Genomic DNA, 17,995 nt, shown 5'->3' with positions numbered 1-17,995 from the left:
GTGCGGCTATCCCAGGCCGGAGACGGATAGCCACATGGTTGCCCAGGCAGCGACACCACATGCGGAAATGGCTGCCACGCTTGCGATTCTGCGGAAGTAACTCGTCATCTGTCAGCCCCTGACCCTCATTGGCTGTCTCCGTCGCAGCCACTGATGGCAACGCTAATCGGTGTGTGCTGTTCGCGCGATCCGAGAAGGGCCTCGCAACCAAGAGTTAGGACGTTGTTAACACAGAAAGCAACTGGCGAACCGCTATCACCCGTTTCGCCGATGCCCCCGTCAGCTCGTCGAGCATGCATTCGGGATCTGCCGGTGGGCCAAGGTGCTGGCAGCCGCGCGGGCAGTCATCGATGGCCCCGGCCAGGTCGCTGAACGCGGCCACCACATCGGACGGCTGGATATGGGCCAAACCGAACGACCTGATACCCGGGGTGTCGATGACCCAGCCCGACGGATGCAGCGGGAGCGCTATCGATTGGGTCGAGGTGTGGCGCCCCTTACCGACCCCAGTCACCTCACCTGTGGCTCGGTGGGCCTCGGGGACAAGGCGATTCACCAATGTGGACTTGCCCACACCGGAATGGCCGAGCAGCGCGGTGAGACGGCCGGACAGTATTTCCATGATGGGTTCTAGCGGCGCATCGCGTCCCACCTTGATGACCTGCAGGTCGAGATCGGCGAATTGCATGGCGAACGAATCGGGGTCCGCGAGGTCGGTTTTGGTGAGGGCCAGGATTGGGATGAGGCCTCCCGCATAGGCCGCGATAAGCGTGCGCTCGACCAGTCCGGTGCGCGGTGGGGGATCGGCGACCGCCACCACGATCAGCAGTTGGTCGGCGTTGGCCACAAAGATGCGTTCGAAGGGGTCGGTGTCATCGGCGGTGCGGCGCAACACCGTTCGCCGTTCCTCCAGCCTTACGATGCGGGCCAGTGCGTCGGGGCGCCCGGATAGATCGCCGACCAGGCTTACGGTGTCGCCCACCACAATCGGGGTACGGCCGAGTTCTCGTGCCCGCATTGCGGTGACGTGACGGCGGGCGTCCGGTGCCGAACCATCCTGCAACACACAACCCCAGCGGCCGCGGTCCACGGTGATGACCATCGCGGGCACCGCGTCGGCATGCTCGGGACGATTCTTGGTGCGAGGCCGCGAGCGTCGGCCCGGCCGGATGCGGGCGTCGGACTCGTCGTACTCGCGTGGGCTCAAGAGGCGCGACCGCCCGGTCCCGATGAGCCGTTTACGCGAGGAGCTTCGGCCTGGGCGAGCATGTCGGCCCACATTCCGGGGAAGTCGGGCAGCGTCTTGCTAGTGGTGGCGATGTCGTCGACGGACACTCCCGGGACCTTCAGGCCGACAAGGGCTCCGGCCGTGGCCATCCGGTGATCTGCGTACGAGCCCCAGACCCCGCCGTGCAGACCTGTGGCGACTATCCGCAGCCCGTCCTCAGTTTCCTCACATCGCCCGCCGAGGGAGTTGATTTCGTGGGCGAGCGCCTTGAGTCGATCTGTTTCGTGCCCTCGCAGATGGGCGACGCCGCGCAGTGTGGAGACGCTCCCGGGCTCGGCAAGAGCGGCCAGAGCCGCCACCGTCGGGGTCAGCTCGCCGACCTCGCCGAGGTCCAGATCGACACCGCCATAGCCGCTCTGGCCGGTGACCTCCAGATGCGAATCCGTCAGCGAGACGCTGTCTGCGAACCGGCGCACCACGTCCTCGATCTGGCGTGCGGGCTGAGTGGATTTTCGCGGCCAGCCGATGATGCGCACGGTTCCGCCGGTAGCCAACGCCGGTGCGATAAAGGCCAGTGCGTTCGATAAATCCGGCTCGATCACCCAGTGGTGCGCCGGAATTGGCTGTGGATCGATATGCCAGCGGCCCGGGGTGGAGTCGTCTACCGCGATGCCCGCCTCACGCAACATCGTCACCGTCATGACCACATGCGGCCCCGAGGGCAGCACGTCCGCCGTGTTTACCGCCGTCAGGCCGTCTGTGAATGCGGCGCCGGAAAGCAGCAGGCCGGAAACGAATTGGGACGAGCCGGAGGCGTCGACGCCAACCTCGCCGCCGCGCACCTGCCCGGTGCCGGTCACTGTGAACGGCAGGTGCTGCCCGTCGATGCCGACTCCGATCGCACGCAGTGCGTCCAGCAGGGGAGCGATGGGCCGGGCACGTGCCTGATCGTCACCGTCAAAGATGGTGGGGGCGTGGCGAAGTGCGGCTACCGGCGGCAGGAAGCGAAGGACCGTTCCGGCCAGGCCGCAGTCGACGGTCGAGGTGTCACCGTCGCCGGCTCCGGGGGAGATCGTCAGGTCGGTGCCGTCGCCCGCGACATCACATCCCAGCGCGCGTAGCGCGCCGATCATGAGGTCGGTGTCACGGCTGCGCAATGCGCCGGACACCGTTGAGGTGCCGCCCCCACGTGCGGCCAGCGCGGCGAGGACGAACGCCCGATTGGTCTGAGATTTCGAGCCGGGCATGGTGATGGTCGCGTTGACGGAACCGCCGATCGTGGGTGCCTGCCAGTGTCCGCTTGTCACCGTCCTATTGTCCCGGACGCACACCTGCGGTGACCGCACCGGCCCCTACCGGTGGCACGATGGCGATATGTGCGGACGGTTCGCGGTGACGATCGACCCGGCGCTGCTCGCCGCCGAGATCGACGCGGCGGACGAGATCGGCAGGGTGAGTCAGTCAACCGAATCGCAGCAGCTTCCCACCATCCCGAACTACAACGTCGCACCGACCGATCCGGTACTCACGGTAGTGGCAAGACATCGCGAGCCCGGCGACGTTCCCACCCGTCGTATCCGCGCCATGCGCTGGGGTTTGGTGCCGACGTGGGCCAAGGCACGCGAAGACGGCCGGCCGCAGGCCAAGGGCGCGCCGCTGATCAATGCCCGAGCCGAAACTCTCGCCACGGCCGCAACCTTCCGTGTCGCGGCGCAGTCCAAGCGGTGCCTCGTTCCGATGGATGGGTGGTACGAGTGGCGTAAACAGGAAGGCGCCAAGACGGCGTTCTATATGAACGCCGGCGAGGGGAAGCGATTGTTCGCGGCGGGTTTGTGGTCGGTGTGGAAGCCCGCCGGCGTACAACGGCAGGACGCGGCGCCCCTGTTGAGCTGCACGATCGTCACCACCGATGCCGTCGGCCCATTGCTGGAGATTCACGATCGGATGCCGTTGATGCTGGGGGCCGAATCGTGGGATCGATGGCTGGATCCGGACCAGGACCTGGATCAGCGCCTGCTGCAGCCCGCGGGCCAGACAACCGGCATCGAAACGCGGCAGGTGTCATCGCTGGTGAACAGTGTCGCGAACAATGGTCCGGACCTGCTCGTACCGGATGACGGGTCCCCGGCCGTGGGGGAGCAGATCACCCTGCTGTGACGGATGCCGTCACAGCGTTGGCGAGCCGGACCAGGTCGCTGGGTGCCAGCGCCATCTGCAGCCCGCGCTTTCCGGCACTGCACAGGATGCGATCCCAGGTGAGGGCGGACGAATCGATAACGGTGGGCAATGGTTTTCGTTGCCCGAGCGGAGAGATCCCGCCGACCACGTAGCCGGAACTGCGCTCGGCTGCCGCCGGATCGGCCATGGTGGCCTTCCCGCGGCCGAGAGCCGCCGCCGCAGCCTTAAGCGAGAGGGTCGCGGGGACCGGGATGACCGCGACCGCTAGATCCGTCCCGCGGTCCAGTGAGATCAGCAGTGTCTTGAAGATCTGCTCGGGAACTAAGGCGGTGCCCACCGGCGCGCCCGCCAGCGCGCGTACCGCCTCGTCGCCAAACGCGTTCTCTCCGGGGCGGTGTTCATACGGCAACAGTTCATAGTCGACCCCGGCAGCGATCAGCGCGGCGACGGCCGGAGTAGCAGCTTTGACGGCCTTGGAACCCACGATGTGGACAGTAGCGCTCCGGGTCCAGTGAATTTCGAGTTGACAGTCGAGATACTTTGGGAAATACCCCGGCATGCGTCGGTGTTGAGCACTATGTCCGCAACGAGCGGACTATGGTCCTCAACACGGAAGGGGTATTGCAGGTGACAATGGCGTGCCTCGAACGTCCGATGTCGGTGCCGATCCGTATGGTCGGTGTCGCTACCGAAAGGACCGCCGTGACAAGCATGGACAGCGCTGCAGAACTCCCGGGTCTGGTTCGTGTCGAGACGGAGGCTGAGCGGGCCGCACGCTTCGAGCGTGACGCGTTACCGCTGCTGGATCAGCTGTACGGCGCCGCCTTACGGATGACGAGAAACCCCGCGGACGCGGAGGACCTGGTTCAGGAGACGATGGTCAAGGCCTATGCCGGGTTCGGAACCTTCAAAGAGGGCACCAATCTCAAGGCCTGGCTGTACCGGATTCTGACGAATACCTACATCAATATCTATCGCAAGAAGCAGCGTCAGCCGGCGGAGTATCCGACCGAGGAGATCACCGACTGGCAGCTGGCCGCGAATGCCGAGCACACCTCGACGGGGCTGCGGTCGGCCGAGATCGAGGCGCTCGATGCGCTGCCTGACGACGAAATCAAAGAAGCGTTGAATAAGCTGCCGGAAGAATTCCGGATGGCCGTGTACTACGCGGACGTCGAAGGCTTCCCCTACAAGGAGATCGCCGAGATCATGGACACCCCGATCGGCACGGTCATGTCGCGGTTGCACCGCGGCCGCCGGCAGCTTCGCGAATTGCTGGCCGAAGTGGCCAAGGACCGTGGCTTCCTGCGCAAGAATGAGTTGGCGGAGGGCCGGGCATGACCGACGGTGAACTGAAGAAGAGTGCCGGCAGTGCCGACAAGGGTGGCAACTGCGAGGTATCGGGTTGCGCCGAGGTGATCGCGGAGGTGTGGACCCTCCTCGACGGTGAATGCAGTGCGGAGAACAGCGCGCGGCTGCGGCATCATCTCGAAGAATGCCCGGGCTGCCTACAGCATTACGGCATTGAAGAGCAGATCAAAACACTCGTAGCCCGCAAGTGCGGTGGAGAAAAGGCACCTGACGGGCTACGTGAGCGTCTTAAGTTGAAGATCACTCAGACCACTGTCATCGAGCAGCGGGCTGAGAGCTCTTAGCGCTAGCTGTTGGGACGCTTGCCGTGGTTGGCGGCGTTGTGCTTACGGCTGCGCTTCTTGCGACCACGCTTGGCCATGGGAATCTCCTTACCGATCAAATGGGTTCCGGGTGTGAGCCCGGCTGACAGGCCAGCTGCGCATAACGCGCGCCGGTGTGTGTACCCATTCTCTCATGCCGGTGAGGGTGGTTGAACGCGTGGATCCCGTACGTGTGGTTCGATACTGAGGACCAGTAACCGGATGTCGACGAGAGCGAGGTGGCGCGCAGGTGGCCGAGGAAGTACACGCCGAGATCGTGGCCAGCGTGCTGGAAGTGCTCGTCGAGAAGGGTGACGCAATCGCTGAAGGCGACACCATTGTCCTGCTGGAGTCCATGAAGATGGAGATTCCGGTGCTTGCCGAAGTGGCGGGAACCGTCGGTGACGTGAGCGTTTCTGTGGGCGACGTGATCCAGGCCGGCGACTTGATCGCCGTCATCGACAACTAGATCGCCACCACATGTCGACTCTCGGTGACCTGCTTGCCGAGCACACCATGCTGCCAGGTGAAGCGGTCGATCACCTGCACGCTGTCGTTGCCGAATGGCAGCTGCTGGCAGACCTCTCCTTCGCCGACTACCTGATGTGGGTGCGCCGCGACGACGACGCCTTCGTCTGCGTCGCCCAGTGCCGCCCCAACACCGCGCCGACCATCATCGACAGCGACGCCGTGGGCACCATCGCCAAGACTTCAGACGTTCCGCTGGTAGAAGCGGCGTTCACCTCGGGTGCCATCGAGCGTGAAAGTGACTCGGACCTGACCGAGCACGCCTCCGAGCTCAACGTGGAGGCGGTCCCGGTGCGTTGTGGGGACCGGACGGTGGCCGTACTGACCCATCAGACCGCGTTGGCCTCTCGGCTTAAGAAGGGCGTGCTGGAACGGGCGTATCTGGAGTGTGCGGGCGATCTGCTGCTGATGCTCACCGAGGGAACGTTTCCGAACGTGGCAGATCAGGCGATGTCGCGCTCCAGCCCCCGGGTAGGCGACGGGTTCATCAGACTCGATGTCTCCGGTGAGGTTCGATACGCCAGCCCCAACGCGTTGTCGGCGTATCACCGCATGGGATTGGCCAGTGATCTGCAGGGACATGACCTCATGGAGGTCACCAAGCCGCTGATCTCGGACCCCTTCGAGGGACAGGAGCTGGCTGCGCACATCCGCGATGTGCTTTCCGGCGGTCCGAGTATGCGCATGGAGGTCGACGCACGCGGTGCCGCGGTGCTCATCCGCACGCTGCCGCTCATCGTGCGCGGTGCATCGGTGGGGGCGCTGCTGCTGACCCGTGACGTGACCGAGGTCAAGCGCCGCGATCGGGCACTGCTGTCCAAGGACGCCACCATCCGCGAGATCCACCACCGGGTGAAAAACAATTTGCAGACCGTGGCCGCGCTGCTGCGGCTGCAGGCCCGACGGACCCAGAACGAGGAAGCCCGCGAAGCGCTCTTCGAGTCGGTCCGGCGGGTGTCGTCTATCGCGTTGGTCCACGATGCGTTGTCGATGTCGGTGGACGAGGAGGTCAACCTCGACGAGGTGATCGACCGGATCATGCCGATCATGACCGATGTGGCCACCGTCGACACCAAGGTCCGTGTCTCCCGGGAGGGTGCGCTGGGAGTGCTCGACTCCGACCGTGCGACACCGCTGATCATGGTGATCACCGAGCTGGTGCAGAACGCCATTGAGCACGCCTTCGAAGAGGGTGCTCAGGGCCAGGTGATCATCAGGGCTGAGCGGTCGGCGCGCTGGCTTGACGTCGTCGTGCACGACGACGGGCGCGGACTTCCCGACGGATTCAGCGTGGAGACGTCGGACCGGCTGGGATTGCAGATCGTCAGGACGCTGGTGTCGGCGGAGATCGACGGCTCACTGGATATGCGCAGCGACCCAGCGGGTGGAACAAACGCGGTGCTTCGGGTGCCGTTGGGCCGGCGTGCTCGCTTGATGGCCTGACGTTTCTGCGCGGCACGCGATCCGGCCCCGAACAGCAAAGAACCCGGCACCAACTGTGCCGGGTTCTGTAATGCTGCGGCGTTAGACGGCGCTGCGGGCGCGAGCGCGAGCGTTGCGACGCTTGAGGGCACGGCGCTCATCCTCGCTGAGACCACCCCACACACCAGCGTCCTGGCCCGACTCCAGCGCCCAGGTAAGGCACTCGGTCGTCACCGGACAGCGGTTACAGACGAGCTTTGCGTCAGCGATCTGGGCGAGGGCCGGTCCGCTGTTCCCTACGGGGAAAAACAGTTCGGGATCCTCGTCGCGACAGACCGCCTTATGGCGCCAATCCATAGTTGTGCACTCCTTTTTCATCGCGCGCGCCAGAAGCGCACGAGATCAATGTTTTTCGGCTGTTAACGCGTGCGTACCAAATGTTTCTGCACTGTTGCTTCCGATCGTTTCACAAGCTCAGCAGAAGTCAATAGCGTGAGTTAACACGTGGTCAATCTCACTTGGGGGTGGTGTCTGCGGACTCCACATTCGTTTGTACTACACTAAACCGATCTGCGCCTTGAATCTGGCGAGATTCCCCTATTTTCCCAGGTTACCTAGTGCTACCGGTGAGTAACATCACGGCCCGCCGAACCTCGACTACATGAAGTAGTACAGCCCACCCGGTCCAGGTGTGACGTGGACCGCGTTTCGCCTGTGAGTCGGCTGTGTCCGGAACGGGCTGGCGCCCAACACTATTGCGCCTCAGGTAGGGCTCAGAAACGTGCGTCGACGGGTTTTGCCGGCGCAACTACGTCGAGAACGTCGGGCTCCGCCGTGAACGTCAGGTCACTGCGCATCCCCAGGAAATCACCGTCGACCTGCGTGGCGATCGGTGCTGACGCCCGTATCCGCACCCAGGGGACATCGTCTTCCCGCAGCAGATGACTGGCAGAGGGACGGTCCAGGCGAGGTGTGCCCACCATGTGGCGTACCAGGCGAAGATTCGCCATCACGTTCATGCTCTTCGACGCGAAGACGCCCAAACCGCTCTCGAAACCGGTGCCAGGATTTGTCCAGATGGCGCGCTCGTTGGCGTACGTCCACGGGTTGGAGTTGTTGATGAACGCGAAATGGATACCCGTTTGCGGCTCGTGGCCGGGCAGCTCGACGGTGAGGGTCGGCTGGCGCCGGGCGGCGCGGAAGAAGCTCAGTACCGCGCGCGTGACATAGCGCCCCGCCGTCACCTGCTTGCCCTTGTTGCGGTGAGCCTCCATCGCGGCAACCACCTCGCCGTCCAAGCCCATACCCGCGTTGAAGATGAACCAGCGCTCGCCGCAGTGCCCAAGTCCGATACGGCGCCATCGTCGCTGTTCGCGACGGTGCTCGTCCAGAAGATCGACGACTTGATTGGTGGCCTGAACCGGGTCTGCCGATATGCCCAGCGTCCGGGCGAACACATTGGCCGAACCGCCCGGAACCACCGCGATGGCGGGCAACGGACCGGGCGCCGGATGTCCCGGTTGACCAAGCAGCCCGTTCACCACCTCGCTGACCGTGCCATCGCCGCCGTGTACGACGATGACCGCCGCCCCATTGTCGGCGGCACGGCGGGCCAGCTCGCTGGCGTGACCGCGGTGGTCGGTGTGCAGAACCTCCAGGTGCACACGGCTTTCGAGTGCGTGAGCCAACAGGTCACGCCCAGCCGCCGTCGTCGAGGTGGCATTGGGATTCACGATGAGGACCGCACGCACGGGGCATGAGCCTAGTCGGATGTTCTCCGCGCAAGCTGCTCATCACAGTGGCGATGGGTCCACATAGGCTTGTCATGTGACCACAGCTGTTCCGAACACCGTCCGCCGCGCCGGGATGATCGTTGCCGGTGAAGGCGCCGTCGGATTGGTGATCGCGGTGGTTCTGGTGGTGCGCGCGGCCAGCGGCGCCGATCAGCATCTGGTGAACGGGTACGGCACGGCCGCCTGGTTCGCAACATTCGGCACTGCGGTGCTTGCCGCGGGTCTCGCCCTCGCCACAGGGAAACGTTGGGGCAGAGGTATCGCGGTGATGATGCAGCTGCTGCTCCTGCCCGTCGCCTGGTACGCGGCCGTCGGGTCGCATCAGCCCGCGCTGGGTGTACCCATCGCCATCGTCGCGGTGGTCGCGCTGGCGCTACTGTTCAGCCCCACCGCCCAGATGTGGGCCAGCGGTGACGAGGTCGCCGCTGACGAATCCGACTAGCGTCAGCGGTTTGAGGCCAGCTCCGCCAACGCCGGGCCCTGTAGCCGGTAGGTGATCCAGTCCGATTGCGGATTGGCGCCCAGCGAGTCGTAGAACGTGATGGACGGTGTGTTCCAGTCCAGTACAGCCCAATCCAGTCGTGTGTAGCCGTTGGCCACGCATTCTGCGGCCAGTGCCGACAACAACGCCTTGCCCAGGCCGGTACCACGCTGCTCGGGCTTGACGTATAGGTCCTCAAGGTAGATGCCGTGTTGACCGGTCCAGGTGGAGAAGTTCAGGAACCACACCGCGGTGCCACAGACCACGCCGTCTGCCTCCGCGACGTGCGCGAAAAGGGCTGGAGCCGAACCGAATAGCGCCTTGTGGAGCTGTTCCTGGTTGATCTGGCACTCATCACGCGCCTTCTCGTACTCCGCGAGATCCTCGATCAGGCCGACAATGGCCGGGACGTCGGTTTCGGTGGCACGGCGTACCCGGGTGTTACTCACTGTTGGATTCTCTTCGCCCAAGTGGCTCATCGATCTCGGCTCCTAATCCTGCCAATACGGTCCGGAATTTGACGGTGGTCTCGGACAGCTCGTCTTGGGGGTCCGATTCGGCAACAAGGCCGCCGCCGGCGTAGGCGCGGATCCCGGTGCCGTCGGCCGACAGTTCGGCGCAGCGGATCGATACGGCCCAGCGTCCGTCCCCGCTGCCGTTACACCAGCCGACCGCGCCCGCATAGAATCCGCGATCACCCTCGATGCGCGCGATCAGGTTGGCGGCCGTCTCGGTGGGGGTGCCGCATACCGCCGGAGTGGGATGCAGTGCCACGGCCAAATCAAGTGCAGTGGTAGAACTTTGGCGTAGCCGGGCGCTGATCGAGGTGCTGAGGTGCCAGAGTGCGGCGGTGCGGCTCAGCGTCGGCTCCGGCGGAACCTGGACATCGACGCATAGCGACGCCAGGTCCTCACGCAGCTGATCGATCACCACGGAGTGTTCGTGACGGTTCTTGTGCGAGCCCGCAAGGTTTTCGCCCGTGCGCCGATCCAGTGATGGATCGTCGGACCGAGGGGCGGAACCGGCGAACGGGTGACAGATCACCATGTCTCCGCGGCGTTCCACCAACAGTTCCGGACTGCAACCCACCAGGGTGTGCCCGCGGAATCGGTCACCGGCGGGGGAGAGGTCCACACAAAAACTGTTGGCGTCGGTGTCGTTTCGGATCAGCCGATGCGTCAGCATCAACGCATCCACGGGTGCGTCGGCTTGCATTTCGAGCACGCGCGCGAGGACGACCTTGGATAGCCCACTGGTGGTGTCGCGAAGCACATCGATGGCCTCGGTGACGCGCCGCAGATGTTCGGAGGGCTCCGGTATTTGTTGTGTTACAAGAATATTCGGCATGGTGCCGTAGAACTCTTGTGGCTGCCTGTGTTCGACCGTCACCGGAACTGTCAGCGCTGCCGGTGTGGAGGTGTCAAAAGGAAGTGCACCGACCAGTATGTGGTGCCGTCCGGTGCGCAGGGCCTCCGCGGCGCTCGCGATGTCGTCGTACGCGGCCTCGCGGCCGTACGCGTACAGCGCATCGGCGGCTCGCGACATTACGAAATGTGGGCGCGCGGGGGAGTCGGTGGCCGTCATGTCAGCTTGACGGTACCGGGTGCCGATACCCGGTCAGCCCCAGTGCGGCCACCTGGCGCTGGCCGTGCTCATGCCCGCCCACCGCAATGGAGGCCGTAGCCATACCGAGGCGAGTGCCCTGTTCCAGCGGAAGATCGATCCACCGGGTCATGAGCGCGCGCGAAAAATGGCCATGACCCACCAGCAGCACATCGCGTTGGCTGAGCTCGGCGGCGATCTTGGCGATGACCTGATCGGCTCGGGCCTGTACCTGAGTCACCGATTCGCCACCGGGGCAGCCGTGCGTCCACACCAGCCAACCCGGGTCGTTCTCGCGGATCTGCGGCGTGGTGAGGCCTTCGTAGTCGCCGTAGTCCCATTCGGCCAGATCCTCCCAGGCCTCGGCGACGTTCAGACCTGCCAGCTCGGCAGTCTGAATCGCGCGCCGGCGCGGACTGCTCAGCACCAAGGGCTCATTCAGATCGAGATTGGCCAGTACCTCTCGTGCCGCCACGGCCTGGGCACGACCGATTTCCGTGAGATCTAGGTCGGTGCGACCGGTATGTCTGCCGTTCTTTGACCATTCGGTTTCGCCGTGGCGTAGCAACAACATTCGGTTTTGGGGGGCGGACACAGGTTGATTGTGCCGTACCGACTTCCGTCGTGATCGCCTTCGGCATGCCAGTATGTGGGCGTGACTCGGGTGCTGGCGGTAGCCAATCAAAAGGGCGGGGTGGCCAAAACCACGACGGTCGCGTCCCTCGGCGCGGCGTTGGCCCAGGCCGGTAAGAAGGTTCTGCTGGTTGACTTGGATCCGCAGGGCTGCCTGACGTTCTCGTTGGGGCAGGACCCGGACCGGCTGGGGGTCTCGGTGCATGAGGTGCTGTTGGGGCAGGCAGATATCAAGGAAGCGCTGGTCACCACGGCTGAGGATCTGACGCTACTGCCCGCGAACATCGACCTGGCCGGCGCCGAGGCGATGCTGCTGATGCGAGCCGGCCGCGAGTACGCGCTGAAGCGGGCGCTCGAATCGCTGGGGGACGGGTTCGATGTGGTGATCATCGACTGCCCGCCATCGCTGGGCGTGTTGACTCTGAACGGCTTGACGGCGGCCGACTCGGTGATGGTGCCGCTGCAATGCGAGACGTTGGCGCACCGGGGAGTGGGCCAGTTCCTGCGGACGGTGACTGATGTCCAGCAGATCACGAACCCTGGGCTGACGCTGCTTGGTGCGCTGCCCACGCTGTACGACTCGCGAACCACGCACAGCCGCGATGTGCTGCTGGATGTGGCCGATCGTTACGAGCTGCCGGTGCTTGCGCCGCCGATTCCCCGGACAGTGCGGTTCGCGGAGGCGAGTGCCTCGGGTGCGTCGGTGCTTGCGGGCCGCAAGAACAAGGGTGCGGTGGCCTATCGCGAGCTGGCGCAGAGCCTGGTGAAGCACTGGAAGAGCGGCAAGGCCATGCCGACTTTCGCCCCGCCCGTGGACTGATATCCGTTCTCCCGTCGAGTCTGCATTTCACGACGGTTTCCGGCCTGAAAACGTCGTGAGCCGCAGACTCGGCACAGGGGATTCACCCCAGCGCGAAGACTCGTGACCCGCGCTGTTCGATCAACGTATTGCCGATGACAGCGCTGATGACAGGCCCCTTTTCCTCGGCCGGGCCACGTTGCACTGCAATGGATTTCCGGAATTCTCCGGTGGTCATGTTGAAGACGTCGATCCCGCCTTCGACGGGGATCAACAGCTCACCGGCCATGGCAGTGCCCGGCCCCAAGGGCTTTTTGGTGGTGGGAAGCACGAATCGGTAGGAGAGATCGAAGGCGCCCAGTACCAACACCTGATTGCCCGTCCACCAGGTGACAACGTCGCCGGCTTGGGCGGCGGTGTTCGACTGGACCACCTCACCCGGCAGGGCCGTGGCGCCGACGCGCATGCCGTGGTCGTCGAACACCACCAGCTCATTGTGGGTGCCGGGCAGGTATACGGCCGACCGGGTGTCCGCGACAGCGAGCACCTTGGCAGCCGAGCCACGTTCAACCCCCGGCAGCGCCTTCGAGTAGAGCTCCTCGGGTTTGTCGTTGTCCTTCGGTGTCGGCTTCTGCAGCGTCAGCCGCAGGGTGGAGTCCTGCGGGCAGGTCTCCAGCACTGCGAGCACGCTGGACCCCACGGCACCCGATTTCAGCGTGCAGTCCACTCGGGGCTGGCTGTTGGGATTCAGGGGAGCCACGACCCGTCCGTACTCCAGGGTGCGCACCATGTCCGAACGCCACAGCTCGAGCCGGGTACTACCGAGTGCCAGCACGTAAGTGCCGTCGGTCGACAGTGAGACCTTCGGGTCATTCGCGCTGCTGCGCAACGGACCCCTACGGCCGGTCTGCCCGTCGATCATGGTGACCTGGCCGCATCCGCGTGCATCTCGATAGACCGCCACCGCGTCGTCGATGAAGCCGATCGCGCCGCACAGATCGAGGTTGCGGCGCGCATAGGACCACAGCTGTGCACCGGTCATCGGGTCATGGCCCACCACGTCGTGCCCATCGGCGCTGACGATCGCACCGCCCGCGATGACCGGTCCCTTCGTGGCTGCACTTGCGGCCGACCACAGCTCGCGCACCGAGTCGGGAACCCGGGTAGCGCTCATCGGGCGTTTGATGTTCCCGGCGGCGGGGTGGCTGACGGTGGCGCGAGCATCGCTGGTCCACCAGATTGTGGTGCCGGTAACGGCGACCGCGACGGCGATCACCGCCGCAGCAATGATGTCGGCCCGGGTGCGCCGCTCCGGTGCGATCACGCCGTGGCGGTGGTCGCAGCCGGACGACGGCGCCGACGACGGCGCGCGGGAGCGGGCTGGTCACCTTCCGTGGTGGCCACCGCCGCAGGCGCTTCGGCGACCGAATTGTCGGCGGCCTCGCCTGCGCGAGTACGTCGACGGGTGCGGGTGCGCTTGGGCTTGTCGCTTTCTGTGCGCTCAGCGCGGGGCTCGCGGCGCTTTGGTCCGCCGGTGAACTTGGCTCCGACCGAGCCGGCGACGCCAGTGGGGATGTTCATCTCGGTGAACAAATGCGCTGAGGTCGAATAGGTTTCGTCGGGATCGGGCACACCGAGGCCGAGTGCCTTGTCGATCAGCTGCCAGCGCGCAATGTCGTCCCAGTCTACGAGGGTGACCGCGATACCGGTGCGTCCGGCACGGCCGGTGCGTCCGATGCGGTGCACGTAGGTCTTGTCGTCCTCGGGACACTGGTAGTTGATGACGTGTGTGACATCGTCGATGTCGATACCGCGGGCGGCCACGTCGGTGGCGACCAGCACGGTGATCTCACCGGAGCGGAAGGCGGACAGTGCCTTTTCGCGAGCGATCTGACCGAGGTCGCCGTGTACCGCGCCGACGATGAAACCGCGCTCCGCCAGCTCGTCGGACACCTTCTGCGCGGTCCGCTTGGTGCGGGTGAAGATCATGGTGGCGCCGCGGCCCTCGGCCTGCAGGATGCGGCTGACCAGCTCGATCTTGTCCAGGGCGTGCGCCCGGTAGACGAACTGCTCGGTCGTATCGTGCACCGACGATGAGTGGGGAGCTTCGGCCCGGATGTGGGTCGGACGATTCATGAAGGTGCGGGCCAGGGTGATGATCGCGTCGGGCATCGTCGCCGAGAACAGCATCGATTGCCGCCCCGATTCGGCGGACGGCGCCAGCGCAAGAATGCGCTCGATATCGGGCAGGAAGCCCAGGTCCAGCATCTCGTCGGCCTCATCGAGTACCAGCATCGCCAGACCGCCCAGCTGCAGGTGCCCCTGCTGCGCGAGGTCCAGGAGTCGACCCGGCGTCCCCACTACGACGTCGGCGCCGGCACGGAGCGACTCGATCTGCGCCTCGTACGGGCGTCCGCCGTAGATGGCGACAACGCTGAAGTCGCGGTCACCGGCCGACAGGTACTTGGACGCTCTGGTGAGGTCTTCATAGACCTGGATGCACAGCTCGCGAGTCGGTACCACGACGAGGGCGCGGGGGGTGCCGTTGAGCGGTCGGTCCTCGACGCCGGTGGCGATGCGATGTAGCAGTGGGACGCCGAATGCGTAGGTCTTGCCCATGCCGGTGCGGGCCTGGCCGATGAGGTCGGAGCCGGCGAGGGCGAGGGGAAGAGTGAGCTCTTGGATGGCGAACGGATGCTCGATTCCCGCTTCGCTCAGGGCCCGGACAATCTCGTCGCGAACGCCGAGCTGGGCAAAGGTGTGTTCGATATGACTCATGTGTGGGTGTACGTACCTTTCGTGTTTTCGCTCAGCGCGCACGATCGGTAGGTCGGATTCCTAGGATTCCAAGGGGCCGGGCTCGCATCTGGCGGCGAGGGCAGCACGTGCACGCACATTTCCTGTGGGAGAACTCTCTGAGCACTTCATGGTCAGCGCGTTCGTCCCGTATCCATGATAGCGGGTGAGCTGCGATTTTCCGATTCGCCGTGGTTTGCCGCGCGGATCGGTGTTCTCCTGTGGGCGCCCGACTAGAGTTCCAGACATGACTGGGCCTGATTCCCTTCGCGCAAGCGGCTCGTCGGCGGACCTCGATCCTCCCGGTGTCAATCAGCTGTTCGCGGTGATCGCGTACGGCGAGATCGCGGCTTTCTACCGGTTGACGGACGAGTCCAAGATGGCGCCCGATCTGGCCAGCAAGATCGCCATCGCCAGCATGGCCGCCTCGCAGATGCGCCACTACGAGGTTCTGCGAGATGCGATGGAGGCTCGAGGAGTTGACGTCCTGACTGCGATGGAGCCGTACGTCAAGACGCTGGAGAACTACCACTCGCTGACTCTGCCGCGTACGTGGTTGGAGGCCATGGTGAAGGCCTACATCGGCGACTCATTGGCGGCCGATTTTTATGGCGAAGTAGTCGCCTCGCTGCCGGGTGAGTCGGCTGCGGTGCTCAAGTCGGTGCTGGGAACCACGGGGCATTCGGAGTTCGTCATCGACCAGGTGCGTCAGGCCGTCAAGGACAACCCGCAGCAGCGCAACCGACTCACCTTGTGGGGTCGGCGGCTGCTCGGTGAGGCCGTCACGCAGGCGCAGCATGTGCTGGCCGGGCACGACGAGCTCGCCGAGCTGGTGATGTCCGGCGGTGCCGGTTTGGGGAACCTGAACGAGTTCTTCGAGCGGCTGCAGGGGGCACACGCCGAGCGGATGGCGGTTCTCGGGCTGGGCGGTTAACCGCTAGCGAACTACTTCGCGCAGCGGGCGATGATGCCGTTATTGCTTTGCACCGCCAGCATCTGGTTCTCGCTGTTGGTGATCGAGCAGTTGATCTGACTCGCGAAGCTCGTCGCAGTGATCGAGCCGCCGGTGATCCCGGGGCTGGGGGTCACAATCATCGTCCAGGGCAGCGAGGCGCCGAGCACGGTCCGAGTCGCGCCGTTGCCGTCGGTGTAGGTGATCGTGAGCAGATCACCCGGTGTCTGGTTACCGGTCACGTAGTACGCGAATGCCGCAGGTGTGATGGGTCGCTGGCCTTCTGGCGGCAGCATGGGGTTGGAGGGGGGTGGCTCGGGTGCGGGTGCCTCCGTGGACGGCACCGTGCTCGGCGTCTCTTGCGCGGGTGTGGTTGTCACGGTTGTCGTCGAGGGTTGCGCCGACGTCGCCGACGGTGAGGGCGCAGGGGGAGTGGTGGTCACGGGCGTCAGCGAGGGCGCGGGTGTGGTGACGGCAGCGGCCGGCGGCTTGTCATCACCACCGCTGAGCACGACCGCCGTCGCGATGACGGCAATCGCCAGCACCGCCCCGGCAATGGACGCGACCCACTTCCAGTTCTCGTTGGAACCCGGCGGCCTGTACTCGAAGTCCTCGTCGAGGCCCGAGTACCCGCTGTACTGGGGCGTCGTCTCGGATTCATACGGGTCGTCGTAGGGGTCGCTTGAGTACCGAGAATCTCCGCGATAACCGACCATGATCAGCGCTTCCTCTCAGCCCCATATCAAATGTGAAACCTGATACTGATGTTACTGCTGTGATTAGCGGACTGGCAGGATCATGCGAGGTGTGTCGGCCGGACTGGCGTCGGCTAACCTCTGCAGTACACGCTTAATGACCTGGAAGGTGCCTTCGTGGAGATCAAGATCGGTGTCACAGATAGCCCGCGCGAGCTGGTCATTTCTAGCGATCAGACCCCGGCTGACGTCGAAAAGGTCGTGTCCGCGGCGTTGTCCAAGGAATCGGATGTGCTGAACCTCACGGACCAGAAGGGTCGCAAGTACCTGATCGCCGCAGCCCGAATCGCCTACGTGGAGATCGGTGCTGCCGACGCACGTCGGGTCGGCTTCAGCGGTTAGTTCAGCGGCTGCAGCGGAACATGTGAGAGCCCGCCCCAGGCGAAACCGACGGTGGCGTTGACCGCGTCGTCCTTGGAGATGGGCTTCTCGTTGTCCAGCCAGTAGCGCGCGCTGACCTGGCTGATTCCGACCAGGCCGACGGCCACCATGCGCGCGTGGTGGGGGTCAAGCCCGGAATCGTGGCTGACCAGGTCGAATACCGCATCGGTGCAGGCGCTGATGGCGCCCTCGACGCGTTCGGAGACCTGCGGGACGCCCACCAAGTCGTTTTCGAAGATGAGCCGATAGCCCTGGCTGTCGTGCTCGACGAAATCGAAGAAGGCCATGACGGCCGCGCGCAACCGCTGACGGTTGTCGGTGGTGGTGCGCAAAGCCTGCCGCACACTGGAGACCAGATTATCGGCATGCTTGTGCAGTACCTCGAGGTACAGCTCCAGCTTGCTCGGAAAGTGTTGGTAGAGAACCGGCTTACTTACGCCTGCGCGTTCGGCGATCTCGTCCATGCCCGCGGCGTGGTAGCCGCGATCGACGAATATCTCACTGGCAGAACCGACCAGCTGACCGCGACGCTCATCGCGAGGCAGTCGTCCACCACGACGTGTATTTCCCTGAGTCGAATCCTGCGTCGCCACCGCCGAGTTCACCCTGCCTCGACGCCCGGCCAGATTCGCAAGATCACGCATGTCCTTATCCTCTGCGCGCACGCGACTTAAAGGTCGCTTACGCCATGTCACTCAAGTGGCTATTCGATCCGCTTGAACCCGAACTACAGACAGTACTCCTGGCATCTGGCGGCGTGCCCGAGGCGTGATG

Annotated in this window: 23 protein-coding genes; 9 read left to right on the top strand and 14 right to left on the bottom strand. The window is 64.7% G+C overall.

Features of this window, described 5'->3' with window-relative positions:
* Positions 1–214: 214 nt before the first annotated feature.
* Both rsgA and aroA read right to left on the bottom strand, forming a co-directional pair.
* Positions 215–1,207 (bottom strand): ribosome small subunit-dependent GTPase A, encoded by a 993-nt coding sequence (rsgA, locus tag AC5Y5C_RS11650; RefSeq protein ID WP_499972138.1) that lies wholly within the window; start codon positions 1,205–1,207, stop codon positions 215–217.
* Positions 1,204–2,535 (bottom strand): 3-phosphoshikimate 1-carboxyvinyltransferase, encoded by a 1,332-nt coding sequence (gene aroA / locus AC5Y5C_RS11645; RefSeq protein ID WP_499972136.1) that lies wholly within the window; start codon positions 2,533–2,535, stop codon positions 1,204–1,206. The genes rsgA and aroA overlap by 4 nt, the downstream gene beginning before the upstream one ends.
* 67 nt (positions 2,536–2,602) lie before the next feature.
* Between aroA and AC5Y5C_RS11640 the strand changes: the two genes are divergently transcribed.
* A complete protein-coding gene (locus AC5Y5C_RS11640) occupies positions 2,603–3,385 on the top strand; it encodes an SOS response-associated peptidase (RefSeq protein WP_499972133.1) in 783 nt (260 codons plus the stop codon).
* Here the strand turns inward: AC5Y5C_RS11640 and AC5Y5C_RS11635 are convergent.
* A complete protein-coding gene (locus AC5Y5C_RS11635; RefSeq protein WP_499972131.1) occupies positions 3,372–3,890 on the bottom strand; it encodes an aminoacyl-tRNA deacylase in 519 nt (172 codons plus the stop codon). The genes AC5Y5C_RS11640 and AC5Y5C_RS11635 overlap by 14 nt on opposite strands.
* A gap of 227 nt (positions 3,891–4,117) precedes the next feature.
* Here AC5Y5C_RS11635 and AC5Y5C_RS11630 point away from each other — a divergent pair, with 227 nt between their 5' ends.
* Both AC5Y5C_RS11630 and rsrA read left to right on the top strand, forming a co-directional pair.
* A complete protein-coding gene (locus tag AC5Y5C_RS11630) occupies positions 4,118–4,747 on the top strand; it encodes a sigma-70 family RNA polymerase sigma factor (RefSeq protein WP_499973136.1) in 630 nt (209 codons plus the stop codon).
* On the top strand, positions 4,744–5,061 hold the full coding sequence (gene rsrA / locus AC5Y5C_RS11625; protein WP_499972129.1) for a mycothiol system anti-sigma-R factor: 318 nt from the start codon (positions 4,744–4,746) through the stop codon (positions 5,059–5,061). The genes AC5Y5C_RS11630 and rsrA overlap by 4 nt, the downstream gene beginning before the upstream one ends.
* Positions 5,062–5,063: 2 nt before the next feature.
* Here the strand turns inward: rsrA and AC5Y5C_RS11620 are convergent, their stop codons facing one another.
* Both AC5Y5C_RS11620 and AC5Y5C_RS11615 read right to left on the bottom strand, forming a co-directional pair.
* The gene (locus AC5Y5C_RS11620) at positions 5,064–5,138 is read right to left on the bottom strand and encodes a 50S ribosomal protein bL37 (protein WP_085988129.1); all 75 of its coding nucleotides are present in this window, start codon (positions 5,136–5,138) and stop codon (positions 5,064–5,066) included.
* 17 nt (positions 5,139–5,155) lie between these two features.
* Positions 5,156–5,347, bottom strand: a complete 192-nt coding sequence (locus AC5Y5C_RS11615) for a hypothetical protein (protein WP_499972127.1) — start codon at positions 5,345–5,347, stop codon at positions 5,156–5,158.
* Here AC5Y5C_RS11615 and AC5Y5C_RS11610 point away from each other — a divergent pair.
* The gene (locus tag AC5Y5C_RS11610) at positions 5,330–5,548 is read left to right on the top strand and encodes a biotin/lipoyl-binding carrier protein (RefSeq protein WP_499972125.1); all 219 of its coding nucleotides are present in this window, start codon (positions 5,330–5,332) and stop codon (positions 5,546–5,548) included. The two genes, AC5Y5C_RS11615 and AC5Y5C_RS11610, sit on opposite strands and share 18 nt — an antisense overlap.
* Positions 5,549–5,559: 11 nt before the next feature.
* Positions 5,560–7,050 carry a sensor histidine kinase gene (locus tag AC5Y5C_RS11605; protein WP_499972123.1) on the top strand — a complete coding sequence of 497 codons (1,491 nt, stop codon included), beginning with the start codon at positions 5,560–5,562 and terminating at the stop codon, positions 7,048–7,050.
* Between the two features lie 81 nt (positions 7,051–7,131).
* On the opposite strand, the gene AC5Y5C_RS11600 is transcribed toward AC5Y5C_RS11605, so the two are convergent.
* Both AC5Y5C_RS11600 and AC5Y5C_RS11595 read right to left on the bottom strand, forming a co-directional pair.
* Positions 7,132–7,386, bottom strand: a complete 255-nt coding sequence (locus tag AC5Y5C_RS11600; protein WP_005056343.1) for a WhiB family transcriptional regulator — start codon at positions 7,384–7,386, stop codon at positions 7,132–7,134.
* 416 nt (positions 7,387–7,802) lie between these two features.
* Positions 7,803–8,780, bottom strand: coding sequence for a diacylglycerol/lipid kinase family protein (locus AC5Y5C_RS11595; RefSeq protein WP_499972120.1), 978 nt, complete (start codon positions 8,778–8,780; stop codon positions 7,803–7,805).
* A gap of 76 nt (positions 8,781–8,856) precedes the next feature.
* On the opposite strand from AC5Y5C_RS11595, the gene AC5Y5C_RS11590 reads away from it, so the two are divergent.
* Positions 8,857–9,264, top strand: a complete 408-nt coding sequence (locus AC5Y5C_RS11590; protein ID WP_499972116.1) for a hypothetical protein — start codon at positions 8,857–8,859, stop codon at positions 9,262–9,264.
* A gap of 2 nt (positions 9,265–9,266) precedes the next feature.
* Here AC5Y5C_RS11590 and AC5Y5C_RS11585 read toward each other — a convergent pair whose 3' ends face one another.
* The 3 genes from AC5Y5C_RS11585 to AC5Y5C_RS11575 are packed head-to-tail and all read right to left on the bottom strand — an operon-like array spanning position 9,267 to position 11,500.
* Positions 9,267–9,752 carry a GNAT family N-acetyltransferase gene (locus AC5Y5C_RS11585; protein ID WP_499972112.1) on the bottom strand — a complete coding sequence of 162 codons (486 nt, stop codon included), beginning with the start codon at positions 9,750–9,752 and terminating at the stop codon, positions 9,267–9,269.
* Positions 9,745–10,887 carry an isochorismate synthase gene (locus AC5Y5C_RS11580; protein ID WP_499972109.1) on the bottom strand — a complete coding sequence of 381 codons (1,143 nt, stop codon included), beginning with the start codon at positions 10,885–10,887 and terminating at the stop codon, positions 9,745–9,747. The genes AC5Y5C_RS11585 and AC5Y5C_RS11580 overlap by 8 nt, the downstream gene beginning before the upstream one ends.
* A gap of 1 nt (position 10,888) precedes the next feature.
* Positions 10,889–11,500 carry an acid phosphatase gene (locus AC5Y5C_RS11575; RefSeq protein WP_499972105.1) on the bottom strand — a complete coding sequence of 204 codons (612 nt, stop codon included), beginning with the start codon at positions 11,498–11,500 and terminating at the stop codon, positions 10,889–10,891.
* A 60-nt stretch (positions 11,501–11,560) separates the two neighbouring features.
* On the opposite strand from AC5Y5C_RS11575, the gene AC5Y5C_RS11570 reads away from it, so the two are divergent.
* Entirely contained in the window at positions 11,561–12,358 is a 798-nt protein-coding gene (locus AC5Y5C_RS11570; RefSeq protein WP_499972103.1) for a ParA family protein, read from the top strand.
* Positions 12,359–12,440: 82 nt separating this feature from the next.
* Here the strand turns inward: AC5Y5C_RS11570 and AC5Y5C_RS11565 are convergent, their stop codons facing one another.
* Positions 12,441–13,661, bottom strand: coding sequence for an Rv3212 family protein (locus tag AC5Y5C_RS11565; RefSeq protein ID WP_499972101.1), 1,221 nt, complete (start codon positions 13,659–13,661; stop codon positions 12,441–12,443).
* Positions 13,658–15,115: a DEAD/DEAH box helicase gene (locus AC5Y5C_RS11560; protein WP_499972098.1), complete on the bottom strand. Its 1,458-nt coding sequence runs from the start codon at positions 15,113–15,115 to the stop codon at positions 13,658–13,660. The genes AC5Y5C_RS11565 and AC5Y5C_RS11560 overlap by 4 nt, the downstream gene beginning before the upstream one ends.
* A 265-nt stretch (positions 15,116–15,380) precedes the next feature.
* Between AC5Y5C_RS11560 and AC5Y5C_RS11555 the strand changes: the two genes are divergently transcribed.
* Positions 15,381–16,067: a ferritin-like fold-containing protein gene (locus AC5Y5C_RS11555; RefSeq protein ID WP_499972093.1), complete on the top strand. Its 687-nt coding sequence runs from the start codon at positions 15,381–15,383 to the stop codon at positions 16,065–16,067.
* Positions 16,068–16,078: 11 nt separating this feature from the next.
* Here AC5Y5C_RS11555 and AC5Y5C_RS11550 read toward each other — a convergent pair whose 3' ends face one another.
* Positions 16,079–16,801: an MmpS family transport accessory protein gene (locus tag AC5Y5C_RS11550; RefSeq protein ID WP_499972089.1), complete on the bottom strand. Its 723-nt coding sequence runs from the start codon at positions 16,799–16,801 to the stop codon at positions 16,079–16,081.
* 156 nt (positions 16,802–16,957) lie between these two features.
* Here AC5Y5C_RS11550 and AC5Y5C_RS11545 point away from each other — a divergent pair, with 156 nt between their 5' ends.
* Positions 16,958–17,182, top strand: a complete 225-nt coding sequence (locus tag AC5Y5C_RS11545) for a DUF3107 domain-containing protein (RefSeq protein ID WP_499972084.1) — start codon at positions 16,958–16,960, stop codon at positions 17,180–17,182.
* On the opposite strand, the gene fasR is transcribed toward AC5Y5C_RS11545, so the two are convergent.
* Positions 17,179–17,865: an HTH-type transcriptional activator FasR gene (fasR, locus tag AC5Y5C_RS11540; protein ID WP_499972081.1), complete on the bottom strand. Its 687-nt coding sequence runs from the start codon at positions 17,863–17,865 to the stop codon at positions 17,179–17,181. The genes AC5Y5C_RS11545 and fasR overlap by 4 nt on opposite strands.
* Positions 17,866–17,995 lie beyond the last annotated feature (130 nt).

This window comes from Mycobacterium sp. NGS15 (assembly GCF_059813245.1).
This window is presented reverse-complemented; position numbering and strand designations above follow the sequence as displayed.

Excerpts from the sequence above, each read along its gene's own strand:
- AC5Y5C_RS11605 (WP_499972123.1), top strand. The coding sequence starts at position 5,560 with ATGTCGACTCTCGGTGACCTGCTTGCCGAGCACACCATGCTGCCAGGT.
- AC5Y5C_RS11555 (WP_499972093.1), top strand. The coding sequence starts at position 15,381 with ATGACTGGGCCTGATTCCCTTCGCGCAAGCGGCTCGTCGGCGGACCTC.
- AC5Y5C_RS11630 (WP_499973136.1), top strand. The coding sequence starts at position 4,118 with ATGGACAGCGCTGCAGAACTCCCGGGTCTGGTTCGTGTCGAGACGGAG.
- fasR (WP_499972081.1), bottom strand. The coding sequence starts at position 17,865 with ATGCGTGATCTTGCGAATCTGGCCGGGCGTCGAGGCAGGGTGAACTCG.
- AC5Y5C_RS11600 (WP_005056343.1), bottom strand. The coding sequence starts at position 7,386 with ATGGATTGGCGCCATAAGGCGGTCTGTCGCGACGAGGATCCCGAACTG.
- AC5Y5C_RS11550 (WP_499972089.1), bottom strand. The coding sequence starts at position 16,801 with ATGGTCGGTTATCGCGGAGATTCTCGGTACTCAAGCGACCCCTACGAC.
- AC5Y5C_RS11640 (WP_499972133.1), top strand. The coding sequence starts at position 2,603 with ATGTGCGGACGGTTCGCGGTGACGATCGACCCGGCGCTGCTCGCCGCC.
- AC5Y5C_RS11580 (WP_499972109.1), bottom strand. The coding sequence starts at position 10,887 with ATGACGGCCACCGACTCCCCCGCGCGCCCACATTTCGTAATGTCGCGA.
- AC5Y5C_RS11560 (WP_499972098.1), bottom strand. The coding sequence starts at position 15,115 with ATGAGTCATATCGAACACACCTTTGCCCAGCTCGGCGTTCGCGACGAG.
- rsrA (WP_499972129.1), top strand. The coding sequence starts at position 4,744 with ATGACCGACGGTGAACTGAAGAAGAGTGCCGGCAGTGCCGACAAGGGT.